Source organism: Wolbachia endosymbiont (group B) of Xanthorhoe designata, assembly GCF_964028585.1.
Taxonomy (GTDB): Bacteria; Pseudomonadota; Alphaproteobacteria; order Rickettsiales; family Anaplasmataceae; genus Wolbachia.
On sequence record NZ_OZ034794.1, the window covers coordinates 741443 to 765245 of the forward strand.

A 23803-nucleotide genomic window follows, 5' to 3' on the forward strand; every position below is an offset into this window, starting at 1 on the left:
GTAGATGAATCTACTGGCCTCCCTCAAGCTGAAATAAAGCAACTTCAGAAAGAAATAGTTTTAGTCTGGCACCCTTGTTTCCACTGATTGATTACTTATTGTTATACCGCTTAAATAATGCCCAGGTTCATCATTTTGTTGTTGTAATCTTGCCATTTGTTGTTGTAATACTGCCATGCTATCCTGAGTACTTAAAGTATCCGGATGATCAGGACCCAAAACATCTGATCCCTTTTGAGCATTAAGTACTTTCTGATATATTTCAAGAGCCTTACTTTTATTACCTAGCTTGCTAAACATTTCTGCCATATTACAAAGAATATCTAAAACAAATGGATGACCAGAACCTAATCTTTTTTTCGCGATCTTAAATGCTTTCTGAATGATTGTGAGACTATCCGAACCCTCCTCAATATAAGCAAAAAATTCATTAAGCGGTGCACGCTTACTTTCTAAGTTTCTCATCTTCTCTATGAAAACTTTTTTAATACCAGGACTTCCCACAGATTGAGCAAATCCCGCACTATTTTCATACAACCTAAATAACTCTTTTTCCTCCAAGCTTATTTTTTCAATCTCTTCCAGCACAACACGTAGGGAAGAATCTATCTCAAAAGCTATAGCATGCTTGAGAACATATCTAAGTAACTCTAATAACCCTTCTTTTTCAAAGTTTTGCTTTCTAACTTCTTTAAACAAAGCATGTAGGACAGAGTCTATCTCAGAAGGTACAGCAAGATTGAAAGCACATTTAAACAACTTTAATAACTCTTCTTCCTGGCTTAGTTGTCTCAATATATCATTTAACAGGTTTAACTTCTCAAAAGCTATAGCATGCTTGAAGACACTTTGAAATATCTTGAACTTCATATTTTCATATTCTGATAGCACATCAAACAGTTTTTTCATACACATTTTTTTGTTAAAAGAAATAGCATGCTTGAGGCCGTATTCAAGCACCTCTCGAATTTTGTCCTCACTTTTATTACAGAAACCTTCCAAGTATTCCTTTTTTACAATAGCAAACTTATTGCTAGATATAGAATGAACAAGAGCAAACATAAATATCTTGTCGGTCTTGACGTTAAGTTTGCTTACATCTTGCAAGAATGTACTCACCTTCTCAGTCTTCCTCATATTTATAATGCAATTAAGAACAGTCGCAAGCCTAACCTCTACGCCATCCTCATCGCCATTCTCAATTGACTTTGCAACTTCGCTCAATAGAACCTCCTTAGAGAGTGTAAAATCATGCTTACCTTCATTTTTAGCACCTGCTCCATCATAACGATAAAGTTCAGTGAGAGCATCTATAATAATACTAACCTTCTTATCATCATTATATCTTTTAAATATCCAACGTATATAAGGTGAAGCATCCCAAACGGTATCGCCTTCTCCTCTTTTATTATGCCAAGCACAACAGTATATAAGGCCTTCTGTTAGCATAGCAAGCCTTTCCTTTTCAGAAAGAACCTGACTAGCTTTATCTAATATGAAACTCATTCTGATAAAATTATCATCTGGGTAGTTAAAATCTCCATCAATAGCCCACTTAAAAACAGCATAGTCTTCATTTTTACTGTGAAGCCTCAATACTTGCTTCCATTCGCCAAATTCACTGAGAATATCATCATCTTGACTGAATTCCTCGATAATCCTCTTTTCAATACACTTTAAAATTTCTTCACACCGTTTCTTAGGTAAAGTATCAACGTCTACAATTTCAGATATAGAAGCGACGTAACTTTCTTCACTACCTATACCACTTGACATGCTGGAAAAACCAGATAAAGATTTTTCTCTCGTCGAGCGACGTATAGAAATAGTAGAAGAGTTTAAACTACTTATGCTTCTTGAACTTCTTGACTGACTCTGTTTAAATTTTTCAGAATGAACAGCACCCAGAGATTTCAGATATCCTTCTAACTCGATTCCGGCTTCTGAACCTTGCAAGACTAAACGGTCTAAAGTATTATAACCTTCGCGATCTACCAAATTTATATCGCATTCTTGCCTACCTTTTACCAAAAGATCGACCATTTTTTTAGCCACTTCAATATCAACACTCATAACTGCATGTTGCAGAGGGATATAACCAGATACATCCCTATTATAAGCCATAGAAGAACCACCTTTTTCTTTTAAAAGAACTCTCAATATCTCAACACTTCCACTACCAGCAGCATAGTGAATAGGAGAACGACCTTCATACTCAATACTAAGATTGGCCTTTTTTTTCAATAAGAGTTCAACAAGCTTAACGTCACCTCTTTCAATAGCAAAAAAAAGAGCTGTTTTTCCCTCAAATTTACTATTAACAATATCCGGATATCTATCTAAAAAAAACTTTACAATATCTGTCTTTCCAAAAGAAACAAATTCAAAAAAGAGCTTTATTATATCTACTTTTTCCATAATGTCTCTTGCAGGATCACTTCTTACCTCACCTGTAGAGGCAGATTTGCCAAGCCCAATTAACCTTCTAACTATTTGTACTCCTTGATCTTTTCGTTTAGCAAGTATGCTAAGAAAATCAGTGGCAATAATTTTTCTTCCACGCGTATCTAACTCTTGAAATCTATCCAAAATTTTGTCTAACAACCTATTACTAGCATACGAAAGAGGATTTAGACCATTATTATCCTCAATTCTCAAAGTTTCAAGATTGCTTTTAATAATTCCGACTACCATACAAACATTATTATACTTAATAGCATAATGCAAAATAGTTTCACCATTACTGTAACGATGATTTAAGTCCACCCCATGTTTTTTTAAATTTTTGAGCAAATTAAATATCTCGTCTTGTTCTTTTTCTTTATCAGCTATCAAGTGCAATAAAGCTTTGCGTTCATTGTTTTCACGATAGAAGGATTCCACCTCAAGCTTGATCGCCTCGAGCTTGATCGCCTCGAGAACCCTATGCAACTTTCTTTCTCTGTATGCAACGCACACAAAATGTTCACCATTTTTTTTATCTGCTACTTTGAGAATTCTTGGAAGATCTCGCTTGTAAAAGATTAACAAGGGTTCTAAAAAGCAATCAAGTCTTTTTTCTCTTAAAATATAACATAAAAAGTCCACTTCGTTGTCATACCCTTCGCTGTAAAAATCTGAACAAGCATCTGAATATTTACCATTTTCAAGATTGGACTTTATAGAACTTACTATACACGCTTTCATGATACAGATCTCAAAAAACACATACTGCCATTAGTACACACTATTAACTATTTGTAAAGTTTTTTTATGATAGCAGGATCAATATTAACATCGGTAAAATAACCCATCATACTATCAAACTCTTCCTTCCTTTCAACAGACATCTTATCTCGTATAGCACAATATTCATCTGTATCAAGCTTATCTTTTAGGTATTTGAAGGCTTGAATGGAATTCCATGGCTTCCCACCACAGTCACGTTCATGCCAATAACTAAGATTCTGAAGAGCGTAACTGAATATCAATAGCTTCTCTTTCCAGGAAATCTTGTTCTGAAAAAAATTTAATAAATTATCGACTTTGTTTTTATATTTTAAGCTGTCCGCAGCATCTAAGTAACATGCACAGTGAGCAAAGACTTGCTTATACATCTCAATTATTTCATTATGATTAAGTTTATATTCACATTTCTTCAGCAAGCCTTCAATCTCCTCAGCTTGAATTTCATCAACCTCACCCTTAACATATTTATAATGTTCTCTTTTTATTTCACTTGCGGTTAAAGTTGCTTTTCGATTATTTTCTTCTTTTTTTATACGTTTATTTTTACTATTGAAATTTTTATCGCAGAAATTAACACAAGGCAACTCAAAACTGAGCTTCTTAAGATCTATTTGCTTTACAACATTTTTCGAAAACTTATTTGGAAAAATGCCATTTAAAATTTTTGTTTGAAGATTAAGTAAAATTTTGTTTGCAGAATTTTTATCTTGAGGATCAGTAATAATGGTTAAGAGATCGCTCTTACAAATGTAATCAAATATGCTCAGACCTTGAGAGTCTGTTTCTTCCTCAATTAGATATTTATAATCTCGAGGTGTAGAAGAGAGCACTTTTTCTGTTAAAAGTTTAAAAATTTCTTTTTTTGTATTATTCTCTGCAGTGCCTAAAATTGTAAAAATCAGCGAGTTATGCCCTCCATGTAGCGTATTGCGTAAAGGATCAGCATTGTGTTTCAATAAGTACTTCACCTCCTTTATAAGTCCTTTATAGCAAGCAAACATTAAAGGTGTAACTTGTTGTTGAATGGAAGAATATTTCTTATTTTTTAAAAAATAACATGGCAAATCAACCTCTTCTTCGTTTACTTCGCCTTTATTGAATTCAGTTTGAAGTTTTGGGAAAAGCACTTGTTTATGCAACTTGGTTAAATAAATCTCATCACAATCATCGAAGTCGAAAATTTTCTTCATACTGCTTAATGGAACTGTGTCTTTCGTTATCTTCAATAGTTCATATCCCTTATTAGCAGCCACTTTTTCCTCATATGAAAGATCATTATCAGTTGGATGTAAATAAACGATATTGATGTCAAATACGTAAGAACCACCGTAGTCAATGAGCAGCTGCTCACCTTCTTTAATATTTTTTAGCACTTGAATAGCCCTACCATCATTGCTTTCTGCAAAATAACAGTTACAAGAAAAGCTTGAATGATTTAAGAAACGTGTCCAGTTAAAAATACACGCTGCGTCTAATTGTTGATTTTTATTCATAATCATCAAAAATTTTCTATCAACAACTTCACCAGACTTAACATTTTTCCCTTTGTAATAACCAATAACATCACCTTTTTTAATATACTGCCGAGCGTACACGCCAAAGTTGTACTTACCCTCAATCGCAGCAACTTCTGCAATCCTAAGTTTAATCGGGTTATTGCTTTCTTCTTTTTTATCCTTTAAATACTGACACTCACCTTTACCTTGCTGCCTACTTACATATTTCAGGAACTTTTTTTCTTCTCCTTTTTCAAAGGGGATACTAACACTAAACTTCATCTGACAAAACTTATTATAAAAAAGTTATTTTAATAGCTTAAGGAGAAATATAATACAAAAAACGGAAGTGATTACCAATTTTTGTTATTGGAGAGAATATAACGAGTTTCTCAAAAAAAGAGGAAATGTTTTTCATTTTGTTAATCAAGCCATAGAAAATTGGTATGAAAATAGTCCAAAAGTTGCAGGTGGCAATAACACTTATAGTGATAAAGTTGTAATTTTAATACACATATCTTTTTAGAATTGGCTTGAGACAAGCTGTAGGTTTTGTAAAAGGTTATATGGTACAAATAGGCAAAAAACTTAAGATTATCAGCTATACACAAGCTTCCAGAAGATTTAAAAAGCTTAATTTGAAGATTGATGACCATAGAAGCAATAAAGACGATCTGGAAAATGTTGAAATTGCCGTAGATAGCACTAGAGTTAGTATCTACAATAATAACGGTGGGCATAGTAAGCTTAATATTCGAAAAAGAAAATACAGTGGTTATGGTCAAGTAAGAAAATTACATGTTGTTTTAAACATAAATGATAAGAAAGCAATAAGCATGAACTACACTAGTGGTGTTGCTGTAGACTATTTGCCGGTCTGCGATATGTTAGAAGAAGTCAGTGATAAATATAACATTTGTTCTATTCGAGCAGATGCGGCTTATGATATAAAAAGTGTGTATAAAGAATGCAGAAAATACAATATTGTGCCTATTATTCGCCCTAGGAAGGATACTAAAATTTGTTTAGCTGACTACTTATCAGAAAGAAACAAGTATATTAGTAGAATTAGGTCATATGAGAATTATGAAGATGGTATTAATGAATGGAAGAAAAAAGTTAAGTATGGAGCACGGTCTTATATTGAAGTCTTTTTCTATAGGTTGAAGCAAATATTTGGGTTTGGCTTGAAAAATAAATCAGAGGTAAATCGTGAAAAAGAGCTGTTAATTAAGTGCTACTTATTGAACAAATTTACTGATATAGGTATGGCTAAATTTAAATTAGCTGCGTAAATTCACTGTGATTTACATGCCTATCAGTGCTATGCAGAAGTGCAGATGTGTATAGTGCATCAGATACGTAACTCACTGAAGTATGTAGCTAGTAAAGATGCAAAGAGTTTTTTGAGTGATTTAAAGAAGGTGTATCAAGCTTCAAGTAAGGAAATTGCCGAGAATTATCTGTTGGAATTAGATGAAAAATGGGGCACAAAGTACCCTATGGTTATAAAATCTTGGCAGAATAATTGGGAAAACCTATCTGGTTATTTTAAGTATTCCGACCCAGTTAGGAGGATAATCTATACTACTAATCCCATAGAGGGGCTACATAGGCAAATTAGGAAATTCACCAAAACCAAGGGCTCATTTACTAGCATAAATGCCTTGTATAAACAGGTATATTGTGCTATAAAGAAAGCGGAGGAGAAATGGACTATGCCTGTACATGATTGGGCATTGACTATATCTCAGCTCGACATTTTCTTTCCCAACAGATTGAAAATTGAGTTGAGCTAAAAATGCGGTTTGACACAGTTTATTTAATACTCCCGGTAATGAGCCAGAGCCCGAGCTTGAATCTCCTGGTGTGATTTCTTCTGGTTCTCGTAAGAGGAAAAGGGCCTTTACGCTGAGTGTTAATTAAGTAGTTCACCCATTGGTGTAAGTGATTTTTCTCGTTGTAGCAAATAGGGAGGTGCTTTGTGTCTTTAATTAGAAGTTTAGTTGATGGAAATCTTGAAGCTTTTAGACAAGAATTTGAATCTTTTTTAGATCGTTGTTCATCTTTCTCGCATCATGTGGGTTCAGGTCGTTTCCTTCCTGTATTCTTTTTTAGTATGTTTGCTACTGCTCATGATGCTAATATCTTAAAAGCAAATGAGAGAGTGTATTTTCGTTTTGATAATCATGGTATTGATACAGGTGGTAGAAATAGAAATACAGGGAACCTAAAAGTCGCTGTTTATCGTGACGAACAGCAAGTTGTCAGATGTTACAGTATTTCTGATCGTCCTAATAGTGATGGGTTAAGGTTCAGTACAAGGGAGAGAAATGCTCTAGTGCAAGAGATTAGACAGCAAAATCCAGATTTAAGGGAAGAAGACCTAAATTTTGAGCAATACAAAGTATGCATGCATGGAAAGGGCAAGATTCAGGGAGAGGCGATTGCAACAGCATTCGGGGTGATTCGTGAAAAAGATTCTCAAGGTAGAGATAGATTTGCTAAATATTCAGCGTCTGAGATTAGCCTTCTTAGGCATATAGAACGCAATAGGCTTAATGGGATTAATGCGCCTGCGCCACGCAGTTTGTTGACAGTTAAGGAAATAGGAAGTATACGACTCAATCAAGATCAGAGAGTACAGCTTGGTCGTTTGGTCAATTTTGTGCAAGTTGCACCGGGTCAGCAAGGGATTTTCAGTTTTATGGAAGTGCTAGCAAGTAACCAAAGAATAAATATAGAACGTGGAATAAATGAAGGAATTTTGCCATACATAACTCGAATCTATCGTAGTTACCTAGGCAACCTACAAAATGACATTCAAAATCGCAGTCAAAAGTTTGAGAGTCACGGATTTTTCTTAGGTTTGTTGGCAAATTTTATTCATCTCTACACAATAGATATTGACCTTGACTTGTCTCCTGGAAATTCATATGTTGCTTTTCTTGTACATCATCAAGCAGAGAGAAAAAATATTTTTATTTTTAATATTACTAGATGTAAGACATCGTCAGATGTTGCATTAAACCGTGCCATAGGCTACGCTGAAAGGTTATGCAATTCTTCATTTACACTTACATCAAAGCATACTGTTTGTGTTTGTGTTGGATTGAATTTTAATGTAAATCTAGATCCTTTTAGTGTTGATACAGTAGAGTTTTTAGAGAATAGATTTCCTTTGGTACAAAGATTATTTGAGTGTTTGGAGGATGAAGGAATTAGAGAAAATATTAGAGATTTCTTGCTTCAACATCCTCCTAACGAAATACCAAGAAATGCAGAGAATTATAACAGAATATTTGATTGCATAATTGGGTTCGCTTCTGGAAGTAGTGCTTTTGATAGGCACCATTTACAACTCGAAGGGGGAGGGGAAGCACCTGTAACAAAGTATACATTTAGACATGGTGATGAGGGTTTAAGATGTTTAACTATGGTCTTTCATGCTGAAGGTTCTGATATAGTTATACTTCATATTAGAGCTCACGATGCACGACAACAAGGAGCAATCAATTTACAAGATCTTAATATGAATGGGAATAATGTTCATGTACGGGAAGTTTCATGCACACTTAATAATCAACTTGGCCTTAATATTCATACAGATAACCTTGGTTTATATCACAATTACCAAAATAATAATGCAAATAATTTTCTTGGTGGTAATCTTGTGCAAGTGCCTAATGCTGGAAATGTGCATAATGCTTTAAATCAAGTTATGAATGATGGCTGGCAAGATAGATTTCAGTATCAAGAATTACTTAGAAACATTTCTGCAGTATTAATGCCAGAAAATATGAATGGTAATGCAATAATAGATGTAGATAGCGAGGACAAGTTTCGGTCTATATTGTATGGTGTGTTTTATAATTGTGACGATATTTGTAAAGTAGTTTCTAGGTACAAGATAAGTCAAATATGTATTTCCGACATAAGAATGGCAGGAAAAATAGTGGAGCGAGTAAATACAAGAGTTGCAGAGCATAGATTAGATCTCCTAGTATCAAGGCAACCTACAGAGAATGATTCAGATGTTCACTCAATTGGATTTATATTAGGATTTGCTAATGATCAAAGGGTAGTAGCACAACAGAAAAGTAATGCAAAACAGAAGATACGTAAATTTACGAATGAAATGAAAAGACGTAGGCCACTTTCTATTTGTGGAAGTGCAATTTTATCTTATGCTGTATTTAATAGAGGTGCACAGAGAGCAGAGGACCTTATATTTTCACATAGAAATAAACTTGACTCCAGTCGTGCTTCAGGACCCGGTGGAAGGACAGAAAGAATTGTAAGGCTAGAAGATGATATTTTACCCCTAGTAAATCTGCATATTCAAGATAATATAATGGGTCTTAATTCGATAGAAAATGTGCATGATATACTCACACTAGACTTTGCAACAGATAATCGTTACTATCATTATTGGCTTCAAGAAAGGGATATACGTTCTGCTGCAAGGACAACACTATATAACTTACAGCCTGTTCTGCATAATAATGTGCTCTTTGCCACACTACCTATAGGGTGGGTAAATGATCATTTGCAAAAGTTGCAAAATCATATTAGCAATAAAGAAATGCAAAACAATGAAATATTGATATCAAATTTGATTGTTAATATAGATGGCAGCCATTGGGCTACATTAACTATTGCCTTTCAAAATAGGAAGTATTATGGGTATTATGCTAGTTCAATTGGTGGTAACGTTCCGGATAAGCTAAACAATCTTATAGTAAATGGTGCTCCTGTTCCAGTCCATAATGTTCTTGCTGACCAGCAAGACAATGCGTTAGTACAGCAGAGAGATGGCCATAATTGCGGTATCTGGGCATTAGAAAACGCCAGAGATATTAGTCAAGCTTTACAACGAAATGGTGATCTTGGAGAACAAGGTAGAGGTGTGTTAGATGAAATGCGTGATCTTCTTACGTTAAATGTTCCAGGCCTGGATAATATAGTTGATCCAGACAATCTTAGAAATGGACAATACCTTCAAGAGCGGAGAAGAGCAATCTCAAGAGAATTTCAAAACATTGATAATATTCACCAATTTCCTGAGGAGGAGCATTTACTCAATAGAAGGGTTGTTATATCATGTCAAAGGCTAAATGAAATTCGTCAATTACTATTAAGTTTTTTAGAGCGCCAATATCCAACGCATGGGGTATGGCACCAGCAACCACAAGGAGGGAAAGGACCACCTATGTCACTTAGTGTTAGTGATATAGGCAATTTTGGTAACCCACAATCTACCTTAGAAGATCCTAAAGCTAGTAATATCTCTGATCTTAGCAAAGGTAAAAGTGGCAGGCAGAGGTAACCGGTTGTGAAGGGAGTGTAAAAAAACTTACATATCAAGTTATTTGAAGGAAAATCTTAAATGAGCAGCCGTTAACTTTACAGTATATAGTGTTAATAAATTTAAATAATATAACCATTTCCGGCGCTCAAAATCAGCAGTGTGAGAAGAGTTTGTTTTGGAATGAATTGGTCTACCAAACGATACATACGAACTTTTTTATATGGTAATTTTACTACATTGCAAAATCAACTATATTGGCTTACTTTTGCTAAATTTACATACGAACTGTTTTGCCTAAGCTTATTGAAAAAATTTAAATCTTCTATTTTTATAACCTTATTTTTACGCGGCTTGTTCTCACAAACATACGACCCTTTTTGCAATCTTAGGAAGAGTCAATAATTCAATTCTTTATAACACTAGCTAGCATGGTATCTTCACTAAAATATTTTTGAAAAAGTTAGTTGACTTATAAATAATTCTCTACTAATACTGGCATGTGTTTGTTTATTCTGCTGAAGTGGCTCCGCAGGTTACTGTATAAGCTTCAGCAGTTTTTGCACTCCTTTAAAGCATAATCCATCATGCTCTTATAGTAGTGATATCAAATATAGGTCTTAACCATGTTAATTTATAGTAAAATTAGCTCAAATTTGGAGTCATAAGCAACTTTTAACCTATCTACATACTCCATTGTTACTCACCATAAAAACTTAACAAAAGCTTAACAACATAAGTAGTAAAAAGATTATAGTTGTTGATTTAATGTTGCATATTGCATACAATATATTATGTATCTTAGCTTAAGGGGTAAGTATGGGTAAATCTAACGGGATAGTAAAATCTATCATCAATCTACTAAAACCAAAATCCAAACCAGAACCATCTGATTTTGAATATGAATCCATTATAGAACATTTATCATCTAAAGAGCATTTATTAAATGAACTGATGAATGATATGTGGTACTCAGGAGATTTACCATCAGTTAGAAATCATAATGAACTACCTTCTTTAATAGATAGCAAACTTGGACTAAATGAACAAATTTGTGTTTGGTTTGCTCTGGACCACGATCTTACGCCAAGTCAAAAAAATTTAAACAAGAAGTTACTTAGTGCTCTAAAATGTTTAGCTTCTAACTGTGGTTCATTTGATAATACTGAACCTCTTGAAGAATTTTTACATGATAATAGAAACAATAAAGATTTAAAAGTAATTCTTAACCTAAGAAGAGGAGAATCTCAATCAACAGTATTGCATGCAATTGCAGGAGCAAATATTGGTGGATTTCGTTGCATAGGAAATCGGGCTATAGATTTACTCTTAGAAGCAGGTGCAGATCCTAACATACAAGATAATAAAGGAAAAACACCACTATACCTTGCTGCTGCTAAAGGTCATTACGATAATGCAAACTCTCTTCTCTTGAAAGGAGCTAACCCTAATATAACAAGTAGAAAGGGGAGAACTCCACAACAAATAGCAACTAATAAACTCTGCTATAATATAGAAGAATTATTTCTAACTGATAAACAGAAAAAGTTAAATGCAGAATTGTATGACTTACTTGTACTCGATTCAGACTGCACTAAAAATTTAAAGGAGTTTTTAAGTAAGCATAAAAGAGATTCAGACCTAAAAGTGGTGCTAAATATTCGGCAAGGAATGGGTGAATCAAAAGTATTTTCTTATGTTGATCGTTTTTCTTGGGACAATGAAGGTCTTATTCAAGAGTTAAGAAAGATATTTTTAGAAGCAGGAGCATTAGATTATGCTATAAATATTTATCGTCAGCAAAAGGAAGGACAGGCCAGTAAATTACTCGTTAATTTAACTTCAAATCAAAAGGAGAAGTTAAATAAGTTTTCTGATAAGGTATTTCGAGCTCAAAACATGGCTGAACTTGAAAAGATTGTAAACGATGCTATAAAGTCTGGTGTACGATTAAACTATTCTCTTTCACAAGATTTCTTTTCAGGTAATGAGTACACTTTTACCGATTATGTGATGAAAAAAATCAGTGAGTTGGAAAAAAATCCTAAAGTTGCTAGTAGTATAATATGTCAATTAGTATCAAAAGGGGCAGTGTTTGGTAATACAGTTGATGCTAACACACTGACATCAGAATTTAAAGAGCATAAAACTAACCTAAAAAAAGCTTATAGAGATTATATTAGCAATTCTCATAAATTTATTGAAATCGCAAAAAGTGCAACCAATAGCGAGCTAAAAGATGCAAGAGTAGACAACTCCGTTTTTTACTTAGAATATTCTAAAGATAGTAAAATAGACATTATAAAGATAACAGATGGGGTAAGGGATTTAGGTCTAACCGATGGAGATGTAAAGTGTGGAAGAAATATAGTAAAGATCGGTAATAGTGAAGTAGAAATTAAAACTGAAGATGGCATAAGGAATTACACAGATCTTACAGAAGGTAGCAGTATAGCATTAACTTTCTATACTAGTTTGGGAAATGTAGACGTTAGGCTGTATCCTGACGTACAGAATAAAAGCAAAATTATAGTAGAAGTGAGTAATAGAGAAGAAATATTAGAAAAATTCAAAGGTCGCGAAGAAGAGTTAGGCAATGATTGCGAGCTTGGTAACTACTGGGTCTACGATGCTATTGAACAGGGATATTTTGAAAGATCTGGTGGATTAATGCGTCCTGAAGTAATAAGCGAGTCTAACAACAAATGGACAGAACGTGAAGAGTTAAGAAGGACTTCTGATCCTAGGAGAGAAGTTTCTAGGTAGATTAATTTGCCATAAAGGTTAAAGATTATTATTTAAATATAAACTACTATAATTTATAGATTTTGGATCATTTTCTACCACTGTTGCATCCAGTATGCTAAAATCTTCATTATTTATATTGATATTTTCACATAATTGATTCTGTAACATTGACTTACTTTTCTATATTAATTTCAGCATCTTTTTGTGTGGCCCTTTGCAGTAGCTCCTTTTGCAATAACCTTTTTTAATTTTCTGGCACATACTTTTTTCGATGTTTTTTCATATTGTTGTTTTTATAAACGTTACGACGCTGAGCCGTAAAATTTCTTCATCTGCTCACTCCATAGCATCGGTATTTCTTTCAAATCAACTAATTTCAAATCTCTTGGCTGTCTCCCATTTACTATATCTTCTTTAATTTTTGGTGCTAAATAATTTAACCTTAAAATTTGTTGTATACGTCTTGTACCTATATTAATTTTGGCACTCAGCTCTTTCACACTTTCGTATTTTCCTTCCTCTAGCTGCCGTTTCCAGGAATGGGCTCTTACCACTGCTTTCAGTAATGCATTGTTTGTTTTCCCCTCTGGCTCTACTACTGTGCATTTATTTCCTTTCTTCTTTATTGATATAAATTTTTCCTCCGATTCAGAATACACCTCTATTCCATCCTCTCTCACCAATACTGCTTTTATTAACTTTTTCACTGCTTCTTTCTGTTTTCCAAAGCTTAAATTTTTCCACTCTTCCACTTTTTCTTCCCAATTTTCATACAGGCGCTCAGCTCTCTTCATTACTTCTTTTTCTACTTCTCCTGCTATTACATTTCGGTTTTCTGATTCACAACTTTTTCCCCTTAAATGATTATTGCATACGTAATATCTATACCTTTTATTCTCTTTTTTTTGCGTACGTCAGCGTCATATTTGCATTACAGCTCTTGCGCTTAATTATTCCCTTTAGCAATGCTTCCTCGTATTTCGCCTTTCTATATGGTTGATTCTTTATCAATTCCTGCGCTTTTTGCCATTTTTCCTCTTTTATTATTGCTTCATGCTTTCCCTCATACTCTTTCTCATAATGTCTTATCTTTCCCATATATATCGGATTTGTTATTATTCTTCTCACCGTCGCTTTTTTAAAGATATCTGATTTTGTTCTGTAACCTTGGCTATTTAACTCTCTTGCCAACTCTGCCATTGACTTCAGCTCCAAATATCTTTCAAATATATGCCCTACTATTCTCGCTTCTTTCTCATTTATTATTAATTCTTTATCTTTCACATCATACCCAAACGGCAAAGTTCCACCCATCCATAATCCTTGCTCCTTTGATGTTGCTATTTTATTTTTTACCCTCTCTACTATCATTTCTCTTTCTAGTTGTGCAGCTCCTGATAACACCGTTTGTACGAACTTTCCCATTGGCGTATTATTGTCAAATATCTGCGTTACTGCTACAAAATTTACTCGATGCCTTCTAAAAAATGATGTTACTTCAATGCTGTCTTTTGTTTCCCTTGATAGCCTATCCAGAGTATATACTACTACACAATCTACTTCTCCTTTTTTTTACATCTTCAAATAATTCCTTTATCGCTGGTCTTTCTAAATTCTTTCCTGAATATCCTCCATCGTCGTACTTTTTTGCCAATGCTACCCAGCCTTCTTTGCTCTTTATATATTTTTCACATGCTACCCTTTGCGCATCAAGACTGTTAAACTTTTGTTCTAGTCCATCCTCATTTGATTTTCTTGTATATATCGCACACCTTACTTCTTTTAGCATTTTATTCTCTTCAATTTTCATTTTTATCACGCATCCCAAATAATAAAGGTCCGTTGTAGCTCATTCCCATGATTTTGCCTGCTACTGCTGACAATGACGTATAAAACTCTTCTCTATAGATTAAACCCTTGTCTGTTACCATTACCGCATGCGTCTCTTCTCCTCTCTCTAGTATTAATTCTGTTCCTTCTACTGGCAGTTTATCACTACTTATTCTTTTTCCCTTCTCTAGCCGATCTGCCAGATACTCTAGTCTTTTTGTCCCCTTTCTTGACATTTCTCCATATGCTTTTTCCTGGATTCTATAAGCTAATCTCGGTATCAGATATTTCTTTGAATGTTTAGGTGCCTCTTCCCCATATACCTTCTTCCATATTTTTCTCAGTTCACCCAAAGGTTTTTTCTCTAAATTCATTACTTTCTTTTCTGTTTCTTCCTCCATATTTTTAGCCTTTCATAAATAGCTTTTCAATTCTGTCCGTTTCTTTCTTTAATATCTCGGCTATTTCTTTACTGTTTTTTGCATAATCCATCGCTGTCATTCCCAATTTATCCGCTTGCTCTATTTCTCCTCCTGCTTCCACTAACTCTTTTACTATCTCCACTTTCCCCATCATACATGCAAGGTGCAGCGGCGTGCATTTACTGCCATACTCTTCAGCATTTACATTTCCTCCTGATTTTATTAATTCTCTGACAGTTTCTAGACGTTTCTCCGTTACCGCTAGGTGTAGTGCTGTATATCCTTCCGCATCTACTTCATTCACATTCACTCCTTTTTCAACTAATAATCTCACTGCTTTTGCTTCTACTGCATAATGCAGAGCTGTTCTTTCCTTCTCGTCTCTTGCATAAATATTTTTATATGAGTTCTCTAATAATTCTTTTGCTGACTTATTAAATTTGCCAAGCTTTAACATAATCCACCTCACTTTTTCTTTAAATTTAAATCCCTCTTTTAAACCTTCCTTTTCGCTACCTCATCTATCATTTCGTTCACTTGGCTCATTATTTTGCTTGCTAAATTTTTACATTCTTCCTTTATTAGCGATTTGTCTCTCTTCCTTATTTCTTCTATCTCTATTATTTTTAGCTCCGGCATATAGCTCCCATTCAACATGTCTGCTATTTCTCCCACTAGCCTCTCTACTCCATAGCACGTCAGTTCTCTACTTTTTGTTACTCCACCTTTTTCTCTCAAAAATTTACTTGCCTTTTCACTTTCTTTGCTATCACATAGACGATACTTTTCACTTTCCCAGATATAGTACATTGGTGTTGCACCGTACTTATTCAGTTGATTAACTTCAGCTCCAGCCTTTACCAGCTCTTTTATTATTTCAACTCCTGCTCCTCCTATTTTGCACGCAGAGTGCAGTGGCGTACATCCAGTGACATATTGAGTGGCATTTACTTCTGCTCCCGACCTTAGTAGCACTTTTACATTTTCTAAACTTTTTGCGAATACTGCACAGTGCAGAGGTGTATAACCATTTTTATCTCTTGCATTTACCTCTGCCCCTTTTTTTTATTAATAATCTCACTGTTTTGTAATCGGAGATTTCTACTGCTTGGTGCAATATCGTCTCTCCTTCTTTATTTCTTTTATTAATATCGTTACTTGATACTTCTTTAAAAAACTTACTAAAAGATTCTTTGCTAAACTTCATACTTACCTCACAAAATTAGCTTTTCTAGCGTCAGACAAATTTCTTATATTTACCTGCTGCTATTCAAGTCATGTCCATTTTAGCATAAGAAAGCAAGTCTTTTTCTTTTTATTTCATACACTTTAAACTATTGTTAATATAATATATGAGGATCTAAATATAAGTACTTAACTTATTAGAGATATTACTTGACTATTTTTCCAACTTCTGTGCAAATGTCGATGTTCATGCCACTTTAGTACTCCTGGGTAAAATACTAAAATGTAATTTTCTAATTCGTGTATTGAGTCTTTTTGCTCTGAATCCAAATCATTTTTATAGTAAACGTTGTGTTCTGCTAAAACATATTTTCTGACCTTCTGATCTGTATAATTTTTTGCTTTATAGTTGTGAGTAACGCTAAACCTTTCTAAAATTGGTTTGTGTTTTAAATTCCAACGTTGCCCTGAAAGTTTATCGCTTCCCAATACAAATTTATTTCCTCTTTCTTCTACGCTACTAACTGGAAAGCACGTATTTATGTCTCCTAAATCCCAACTGTCTGATAATACTATCTGCGCTTTTGCAAATTTAATCGATGGTAATAAACTCTGTGGTAATGGATATAGTGCTTTTAAGTTGTACCACAAATGATTTCTTTCATAAATACCGTTATAATTCTTTGTGTGAGGCTCGGTTTCTCCAAGGATTGCTACATCTAGGCGATATATATCATTGCTTAAAGCTCGTTCATAATGATCGCGTAGATAGTTTTCTATAATCCTAATAACTGGACCACTAGACCTGAAAAAATTTACTCTTCCAAATGATAACACTGGTCCATCTTTTTCTATTTTTACCCCTGAATAGTCAGAAAGAAGATCTCCAAATAAACTCTCATCCAATATAAATCTCTGCGCATTATAATAATCGTTAAAAATCCTCATCAATCTGGATCTTACAGGCAGTAATAGTTTTGCCAGCTCTACTACTGCATCTACGAAGAAGTCATTTGGTACCTCTTTTATCCCTACTTGCAACTCAAAAAAATGTTTACCAGGTGGTTCTTCGATAATTTTAATATCTTCTATATTTGCCCATTTTAGTGCTATTTTTAGTGATGCTGGAGTTCCTCTCAGTCTTTGAAATTTTACTCCTTCTACTACGGCTTTTCTTTTATCCCTTATCCAACGTAGAATTTCCCCCAATCCATATTCTTCAACTAACCACGGCAATGTTTCTTCTTTAAGACTAAACTTAAATCCTCTGATACAGCTCGGATCAACCTTATAATCTATTGCATTAACCAGCGCTTTTTCCTGTTTTGTTGCATTTGGTGGCAATAACATTAATTCAACTCAATCTCTAAGTTTCTTAAAGCAGCACACTCATTACCTAGCACCACAACATCCTCTTTTGGCTCTATTAATTCCACATTTTTTACACCATCTACAAATAGATTCGCTATTATCCAAGATCTTGTTACACTCCATCCCAGCCTTCTATTTGCTTCAAAATTCTTAATGAACTGCTTCTTGATTTCCTCCTTCGATATCACAGGACTTATACTCATTCTGCTGTGAATATCTATTTCCATAATATTGCAACCAGTCACTGTTACTGCATCTGTTAAAACCCTTATATCATCTCTAGTAACTTGCTTTCTTACAATTTCAAGTAGTTCTTCTGACACTATGCCAGTTGTGGATAATTGTGTTGATAAAATCGAGATCTGTACTTTTCCTGGTATAGGTGATTCTACTAACGCATCTTTTACTCTACTATCTGCTGACAGTGCATAATACCTATAATACTCCTTGCTCCCACATGTGCTCCAGCCTTTTATTTTTGCTTTTACCCTCTTTCTAAATCGTTCGTCATCTTCTTCTTTCTGCCTCTCCACTCCGTAAAACTCAGCTAAATTATCAAGATCTTCTCCTGTCGCAAATTTAAGTAAATTGCTCTTTACTGCTTCATTTATTCTTTGTCTTAGTAACAATTCCCTCCACGCTGCTACTTCTAATATCTTCATTGCTGGGTCACTTTCTACTAATGCTGTAAAACTTGCGTCACGCTTCACCAACTCTTCCCTCATCCGAGACAGAATTTCTTCGAAGTTCAGTGGCTCAATAATGTTAGTCTGCTGCATCTTTATACTACAACTCCATCAAAGCGAATCTTTTTCCCGCTTGGTAAGTATAATCCTTCTAGATCAAGCGTTACTTTTCCTTCTTTCACCTCTGTCATTTTTACTTTTTCTAGCTTAAATCTTTCCTCCCACCTTTGTAGAGCTTCTGCTACTGCTGAATAGATTTCCAAAGTTAAATCTCTATTTATTGGCTTATCTACTAATTCAAATAGCCTAGACCCATAATCCCTCATCATAATTCGCGATCCTATCGGTGTGGTCAGTATATCAATTATCGATTGCTTTAAGTGCTCTATTCCTTCTAACGCTTTCCCTGTTTTAGCATCCATTCCTTTCATTTTTAGCCTGCAAACACGGTTTCACTGCCTTTTATTACTTTAAACCCACATGAAACTATATCTCCTACTCTTCCTACACTAAGACCATTTGCAAACACTGTTTTTGATCCTTGAATCATTACTTTTCCTTCACTAAAACTGTCTCCTTGTCTACATATTGACTTACCGTTTACAAAAACATTATTACTTCCGCTAATGCAGAAATGTGGTATAGCTTCTCCACAGTAGTCTCCTAACCTCACTATTCCTTTGTTCAATTTAAGTCGATCCTTTCTGCTTTCAGTTTTATTCCACTTTTTGTCATTTCTATTCTCGATTCCCCAGCTTTCAGTGTTATTTTGTCTAATACTTCAATCTCTAAATGATGGTTTTCCTTATCATATAACAATCTTGTTCCACCTTGAAACTTCACACTATTTATTTCTTTTTTATTCTCTGGTGCAGAGTATTTTTCCTGATATATTCCTCCTAATACCACTCCTAATGATAGTTCACCAAGAGGAGAAAATACCACAACTTGTTCATCGATATCTGGCGGAGACCAATCTCTATCTTTTCCTGCTTTGCTTGTTATCCATGGCAACCAATCTGTTAGAGCCTGTACGTGATCTCAAAAAAGGGATAGAATGAGAGGATAAAGTATATAAAGTAGGATATGCGAAGTTTATATCCAAGTGATATAAGTCGAGAAAAGTTTGAGATTATTGTAGCAGATCTGGAGTCTTGCAGGAAGAGGACAAAGCCAAGAACACTTGATTTATATCATGTATTTTGTGGAGTGTTATACGTCTTAAAAAGTGGCTGCCAGTGGAGAATGTTACCAAAAGAGTTTCCAAAATGGCGGAATTGTTACGACTATTTTAAGAAGTGGAGTGAAAAAGCAGATGCAAATAAAGAAAGTGTTCTGGAGCTGGTATTAAAAAAAATAGTTGGCGTGGTCCGACAAAACAATGGTCGGAAAGAAAAAACCAGCTTCTGCATAATTGATGCACAAAGCGTAAAAAATGCAGATACTGCTGAAGAAAAAGGCTATGATGCAGGCAAAAAGGTTTCAGGAATAAAACGCCATATTGCGGTAGATACACAAGGTTTACCCCACGCAATTTATATAACAACGGCAGAAATAACTGATCGTAGTAGCGCTGTGAGAATGGTTAAAAATGCTAAAGAAAACCTATCTGAAGTTAAAAATATACTAGTTGATGCTGGCTACACAGGAGAAAATTTTGCAACACAGATGAAAGTAACTATTGGTGCAACTGTTGAGGTGAAGCGAATTACACACCTTTGTCGTATTGCCGAAAAGATGGGTTGTTGAGAGATCTTTTGCTTGGTTGCAAAAATGTAGGCGATTGTGGAAAAATTGCGAGCGGAAACTCAACACTAGCCTGCAAATGGTCGTTCTTGCTTTCGCTGCTTTGCTTCTGAAAAGATTATGAACAGGCTCTTAGAAGCAAAAGCTTTTCCTCTCTTCAGAAGTTTAGCATAGTGTCGTATGTGTTTAACAACTTTTGGGTTAATGCCAACATAGGAATTTTTAGAATGCATATTTTGTCCCTCTAGTTAAGAAATGATTGAAATATTAATGATTTAATTGTGATAAACCCAAGTATTTGGATTTTCTACAGGAATTACGCTGCCATAGTGTGGTGACTTGTAGTGTGTGGGTAGCAATCTGTGATAGACTGTAACCTTTTTGTTCTTCTCTGGATCAAATATTTTTTGCCCAAATTCCATACCTTCAACGCAAAGTACTCCGTATTTGTTTCTTGCAGCGTTTTTGCCTTCCTTGTTGAATTTAACGTAGCCTTTGGTAGCAAGGACATCGAGACGATCACGTATAGAATGTGTACTGCCAAGACCTTCTTTATTTTCAAATGCCTGACAAAACCGATTAATTGTATAAGCATGACCCTTACGTCCTTCTGCACATATTAAGTCCAAGATGATGTCATATCTACGAGAACGTTCGGCATCTAGTTTTTCACCATAATCTTTATTCACTAGCCTATGTGACTCTGGATCAATCTCATACCAATGGTCATTAACTTTATCAACGCATTTTGGTGAAATGGAATGACCGTTACGTAACTCAAATATCAATTGACGATTGCTGTTTTTCTCATCCGGCCTAAACATGACCATCCCAGTAGTATAAAATCCCCTCAGACTACTTGCGCCACTAAAGCTTTGAAATGGATCTTCTTCCAATAACTTCTTTGGCATTTTTTTTGTATGATGCACTAAAATTACTCCAGCATCTGGATTGATTAGAGAACGCAGTTTTTCAACTCTCTCCTGGAGAAAGAAAATCATGGCATTATTATCATTTTCACTACCATGTTCATCAGCATCAAAAATGTTACGTAATGGATCAATGGCAATGACGTCAACTGCACTTGGATCAAAGATCTTTTCTGCTTCAGTGACAATGTCTTTAATGCCGTCTTCATTTAAAAGCAGCCTTGTTTGTGGTGTAATAGCTAAATTACAGGAAACTAATTTACGAACCTCTGGATCAAGTTTAAGTTGTTTCATGCGCTCACACATGTAGAAATAACCAACCTCTGTTTGAAGATAAAGAATTCGCAAAGGTTTAGTAGGTGACATGCTAAGAAATGATTTTCCTGCAGCCATATATGTAAGCCATGAGATGAGAAAATCGCTTTTACCAACCTTCGGAGCTCCACCTATGACTAAAAGACCACCTGGAGTTAAAACTCTTGGCTCAATAATATCACCTGGTCCAGAAGATTTCTCGTTTAAGTATTGATCTGCAAGAAAGAAGGTAACGTTTTTTCTACATGGTATGCGAACAGTTGTAGCTAAAAACTTTTCAACATCTATCCCTTCTTGAATACAATCAGCAGCATCCCAAGTTTTTGGTTTATCTTGAGGAATCTTAAGCGTGACAAGTGATGCAACACCAAGTTCTAAAAGTTTCTTTTCAGCGTTTTTGGCATATTTATTGCCTGCTTCATCATTGTCTGGCCAAATGATAATATGTTTACCTTTTAGTAAAGTCCAATCTGTTTTCTCAATAGGTGCATTTGCCCCAAACATCGTTGTTGTTGCCGTTATGCCTTTATTTATTAAACTTTCAGCACATTTTTCACCTTCAACGAAAACAATTTTGTCAGATTTAATTATACCTGGAATATTATATAAAGGTCTTGGGTTTGGTGCAGTACTACTTGAGTTTTTTACATCAAAACAGCTATATCGTTTTCTTCCTGCAGCATCATAATAACGATAAATTTTAGCTATTACTTGGTTGTTTTCATCGTGGTAATCCCAATGTATTTCTGATTGATTTAAGTATTCCAACTGATTTGGTTGAAATGTTGAACGGCCAAGCCATTTTTCTATATCTTCTATGGTATCAAGAAACTTCGTCTTGCCAGTAACATCCCGCCAGAGATCAAAGATGTCACCACCATCACTCGTAGCAAAATCAACCCATAATCCGGCTCTTTCTCCTCTTGTTTCTACTACTAAACTTTTCCCTTTATCTCCCCTAATATTACCAACATAGAACTTACCTCCGTGGAAAGTACCATTTGGTAATAAGTAGGATAAAGATGATTCTATTCTTGAGAGTAGTTCTGCTTTTACTTCTGCTGCTCTTTCAAATAAAGCTTGCTTGTCATGCATATTGTTTTCTCCTGTTAAAATAAGCTATGTTTGTTGACAAAATGTCTTTTTTTCTGTTACATAGCTCATGATGATGTTCTTAAAGGTTTGGTAATTTAAAATACAGTCATAAGTGGGTAGAGAGATGTCTCTGTACCTTTTACTATAGTAATACCGGATTTCTCACATGTTTTTCCGGAAGAGAGGAGAAATTTTTTTTCAAGCGTAAGTTGACACTGTCCATATTTACCCCAAATATTTACAATTCAGAAGACCAGGCTGCTAGGTCTTACTATAGTAAGTTCAACAAAATTATAAAAACTGGTCACTTTTTAGAAAATTTTGCACAACTCCGTTCTCTTATCTTTCATATGCCCCTGTAGTATATATATACGTTCAATTTCAAATTCGTCCGAAAAACTACAAAATATATAGGCAACACTAAAAAAGTTCTCTTCTGTAGAGGTAAATGGTGATATTGAAAATTTAACTCTGCTCTCAACTTACACTCCTCAAAAAAATTACAAAATTTAATTTCATTTTAACTTTAAACAAAAAAGCCGCCTATAAGTTGCATCTGCATTATGTTGCAAAATATACTACACTTTGCTTATGAGAATAACCAAATAAGCCATCCTTTTTTCTCCTCCATAACAGATATATACTAGAAATGCAGTCCGAAATATGATTTGCTCTAAAATTTTTTTTCATTACGATTTTTCTATTAAACTTTAATAGAGCTTAACGTGTTTACAATATACCCAGGTGAGAGATTTTCCATCTATAAGAAGTAGCCACAAAATGCTGCATTAGTAAAACTATTAATAATAATTGTTTGTGAATTAAGTGCTTTAGATTCGGGATTACATAGATTTTTGGCAGTTTAAGCCATTTTAGATTGGAAAATGAAATCTCATTAAGCTGAGAAGTGGGCTACTGTAGAGGAGTTTAACATAATTTAAGGTTACAAGTCAAGCAAACTACTATAATATCATAAAAGGCTGCTCCTTGGCTGATTTTGAGTGTTTCTTAGTTTAGAGGAAAAACCTATTATTATAAATAATAAAAATAAGGTATATAATAATACCCTATTTATATTTTTCATTCTTATTTATTCTTTAACCCTTGTAGATAGCTCTCTAAAAAAAGATTTGAGACAGGAAACGTTAAATTCTTTTTAAAAATTTTTCTTTACAAGGCATGAAAATCGTGTTAAACTTACATGTAAGTTTCTTTCGTGATAGTAAGACTACTGAAAATACCTTTTAGTTGAGTTTAGAGTTGTTTTATAAGCGATCTTTAATCAGGTGGCTACTGCTTTACTTAAAAATTGTAGCTAGCTTTAAAACGTAGGTTTTCTCCTTATAGTTATTAAATTTCTGTTTTGCTTATAATATAAATGTCCTAACAATTAAATTACAATATGTATTCCGTTCAAGATTTCAGCCAATTTGGGAGTATTCCA

At 34.4% G+C, this 23803-nt stretch carries 15 protein-coding genes and 5 pseudogenes; 6 read left to right on the top strand and 14 right to left on the bottom strand.

Annotated features, from left to right (window positions below; all coding sequences use genetic code 11):
* Positions 1 to 60: 60 nt before the first annotated feature.
* On the bottom strand, positions 61 to 3186 hold the full coding sequence (locus ABWU64_RS03525) for an ankyrin repeat domain-containing protein (protein ID WP_353279266.1): 3126 nt from the start codon (positions 3184 to 3186) through the stop codon (positions 61 to 63).
* A gap of 47 nt (positions 3187 to 3233) precedes the next feature.
* The gene (locus tag ABWU64_RS03530; RefSeq protein WP_353279267.1) at positions 3234 to 5006 is read right to left on the bottom strand and encodes an SET domain-containing protein-lysine N-methyltransferase; all 1773 of its coding nucleotides are present in this window, start codon (positions 5004 to 5006) and stop codon (positions 3234 to 3236) included.
* Between the two features lie 67 nt (positions 5007 to 5073).
* Here ABWU64_RS03530 and ABWU64_RS03535 point away from each other — a divergent pair, with 67 nt between their 5' ends.
* From ABWU64_RS03535 to ABWU64_RS03555, 5 genes and pseudogenes are all read left to right on the top strand, one after another.
* The gene (locus ABWU64_RS03535) at positions 5074 to 5250 is read left to right on the top strand and encodes a hypothetical protein (protein ID WP_230609065.1); all 177 of its coding nucleotides are present in this window, start codon (positions 5074 to 5076) and stop codon (positions 5248 to 5250) included.
* 40 nt (positions 5251 to 5290) lie between these two features.
* On the top strand, positions 5291 to 6019 hold the full coding sequence (locus ABWU64_RS03540; protein ID WP_230609056.1) for a transposase: 729 nt from the start codon (positions 5291 to 5293) through the stop codon (positions 6017 to 6019).
* A gap of 33 nt (positions 6020 to 6052) precedes the next feature.
* Positions 6053 to 6523: pseudogene (locus ABWU64_RS03545) on the top strand (transposase); the annotation flags it as partial.
* Positions 6524 to 6708: 185 nt separating this feature from the next.
* Positions 6709 to 10053 (top strand): cytoplasmic incompatibility factor CifB, encoded by a 3345-nt coding sequence (locus ABWU64_RS03550; RefSeq protein ID WP_353279265.1) that lies wholly within the window; start codon positions 6709 to 6711, stop codon positions 10051 to 10053.
* A 798-nt stretch (positions 10054 to 10851) separates the two neighbouring features.
* On the top strand, positions 10852 to 12798 hold the full coding sequence (locus ABWU64_RS03555; protein WP_353279263.1) for an ankyrin repeat domain-containing protein: 1947 nt from the start codon (positions 10852 to 10854) through the stop codon (positions 12796 to 12798).
* Between the two features lie 18 nt (positions 12799 to 12816).
* On the opposite strand, the gene ABWU64_RS03560 is transcribed toward ABWU64_RS03555, so the two are convergent.
* From ABWU64_RS03560 to ABWU64_RS03605, 10 genes and pseudogenes are all read right to left on the bottom strand, one after another.
* Positions 12817 to 12948, bottom strand: coding sequence for a hypothetical protein (locus ABWU64_RS03560; protein ID WP_010401858.1), 132 nt, complete (start codon positions 12946 to 12948; stop codon positions 12817 to 12819).
* Between the two features lie 134 nt (positions 12949 to 13082).
* Positions 13083 to 14569, bottom strand: a pseudogene (locus ABWU64_RS03565) (recombinase family protein).
* Between the two features lie 10 nt (positions 14570 to 14579).
* Positions 14580 to 15011, bottom strand: a complete 432-nt coding sequence (locus tag ABWU64_RS03570) for a DUF2924 domain-containing protein (RefSeq protein WP_353279261.1) — start codon at positions 15009 to 15011, stop codon at positions 14580 to 14582.
* Positions 15012 to 15015: 4 nt separating this feature from the next.
* Entirely contained in the window at positions 15016 to 15489 is a 474-nt protein-coding gene (locus ABWU64_RS03575) for an ankyrin repeat domain-containing protein (RefSeq protein ID WP_353279269.1), read from the bottom strand.
* A gap of 38 nt (positions 15490 to 15527) precedes the next feature.
* Positions 15528 to 16239 (bottom strand): annotated as a pseudogene (locus ABWU64_RS03580) (ankyrin repeat domain-containing protein).
* Between the two features lie 167 nt (positions 16240 to 16406).
* The gene (locus ABWU64_RS03585; RefSeq protein WP_353279270.1) at positions 16407 to 17567 is read right to left on the bottom strand and encodes a phage tail protein; all 1161 of its coding nucleotides are present in this window, start codon (positions 17565 to 17567) and stop codon (positions 16407 to 16409) included.
* On the bottom strand, positions 17567 to 18367 hold the full coding sequence (locus tag ABWU64_RS03590; RefSeq protein ID WP_353279272.1) for a baseplate J/gp47 family protein: 801 nt from the start codon (positions 18365 to 18367) through the stop codon (positions 17567 to 17569). The genes ABWU64_RS03585 and ABWU64_RS03590 overlap by 1 nt, the downstream gene beginning before the upstream one ends.
* 2 nt (positions 18368 to 18369) lie before the next feature.
* The gene (locus ABWU64_RS03595; RefSeq protein WP_353279274.1) at positions 18370 to 18705 is read right to left on the bottom strand and encodes a GPW/gp25 family protein; all 336 of its coding nucleotides are present in this window, start codon (positions 18703 to 18705) and stop codon (positions 18370 to 18372) included.
* 2 nt (positions 18706 to 18707) lie between these two features.
* On the bottom strand, positions 18708 to 18962 hold the full coding sequence (locus ABWU64_RS03600) for a PAAR domain-containing protein (protein ID WP_353279275.1): 255 nt from the start codon (positions 18960 to 18962) through the stop codon (positions 18708 to 18710).
* Positions 18959 to 19300: pseudogene (locus tag ABWU64_RS03605) on the bottom strand (phage baseplate assembly protein V); the annotation flags it as partial. The pseudogene ABWU64_RS03605 and the gene ABWU64_RS03600, both read right to left, overlap by 4 nt.
* 60 nt (positions 19301 to 19360) lie before the next feature.
* Here ABWU64_RS03605 and ABWU64_RS03610 point away from each other — a divergent pair.
* Positions 19361 to 20144 (top strand): annotated as a pseudogene (locus tag ABWU64_RS03610) (IS5 family transposase).
* Here the strand turns inward: ABWU64_RS03610 and ABWU64_RS03615 are convergent.
* Positions 20089 to 20253 carry a hypothetical protein gene (locus tag ABWU64_RS03615; RefSeq protein WP_353279872.1) on the bottom strand — a complete coding sequence of 55 codons (165 nt, stop codon included), beginning with the start codon at positions 20251 to 20253 and terminating at the stop codon, positions 20089 to 20091. The pseudogene ABWU64_RS03610 and the gene ABWU64_RS03615 overlap by 56 nt on opposite strands.
* Before the next feature lie 42 nt (positions 20254 to 20295).
* A complete protein-coding gene (locus ABWU64_RS03620; RefSeq protein WP_353279277.1) occupies positions 20296 to 22359 on the bottom strand; it encodes an AAA family ATPase in 2064 nt (687 codons plus the stop codon).
* Positions 22360 to 23803 lie beyond the last annotated feature (1444 nt).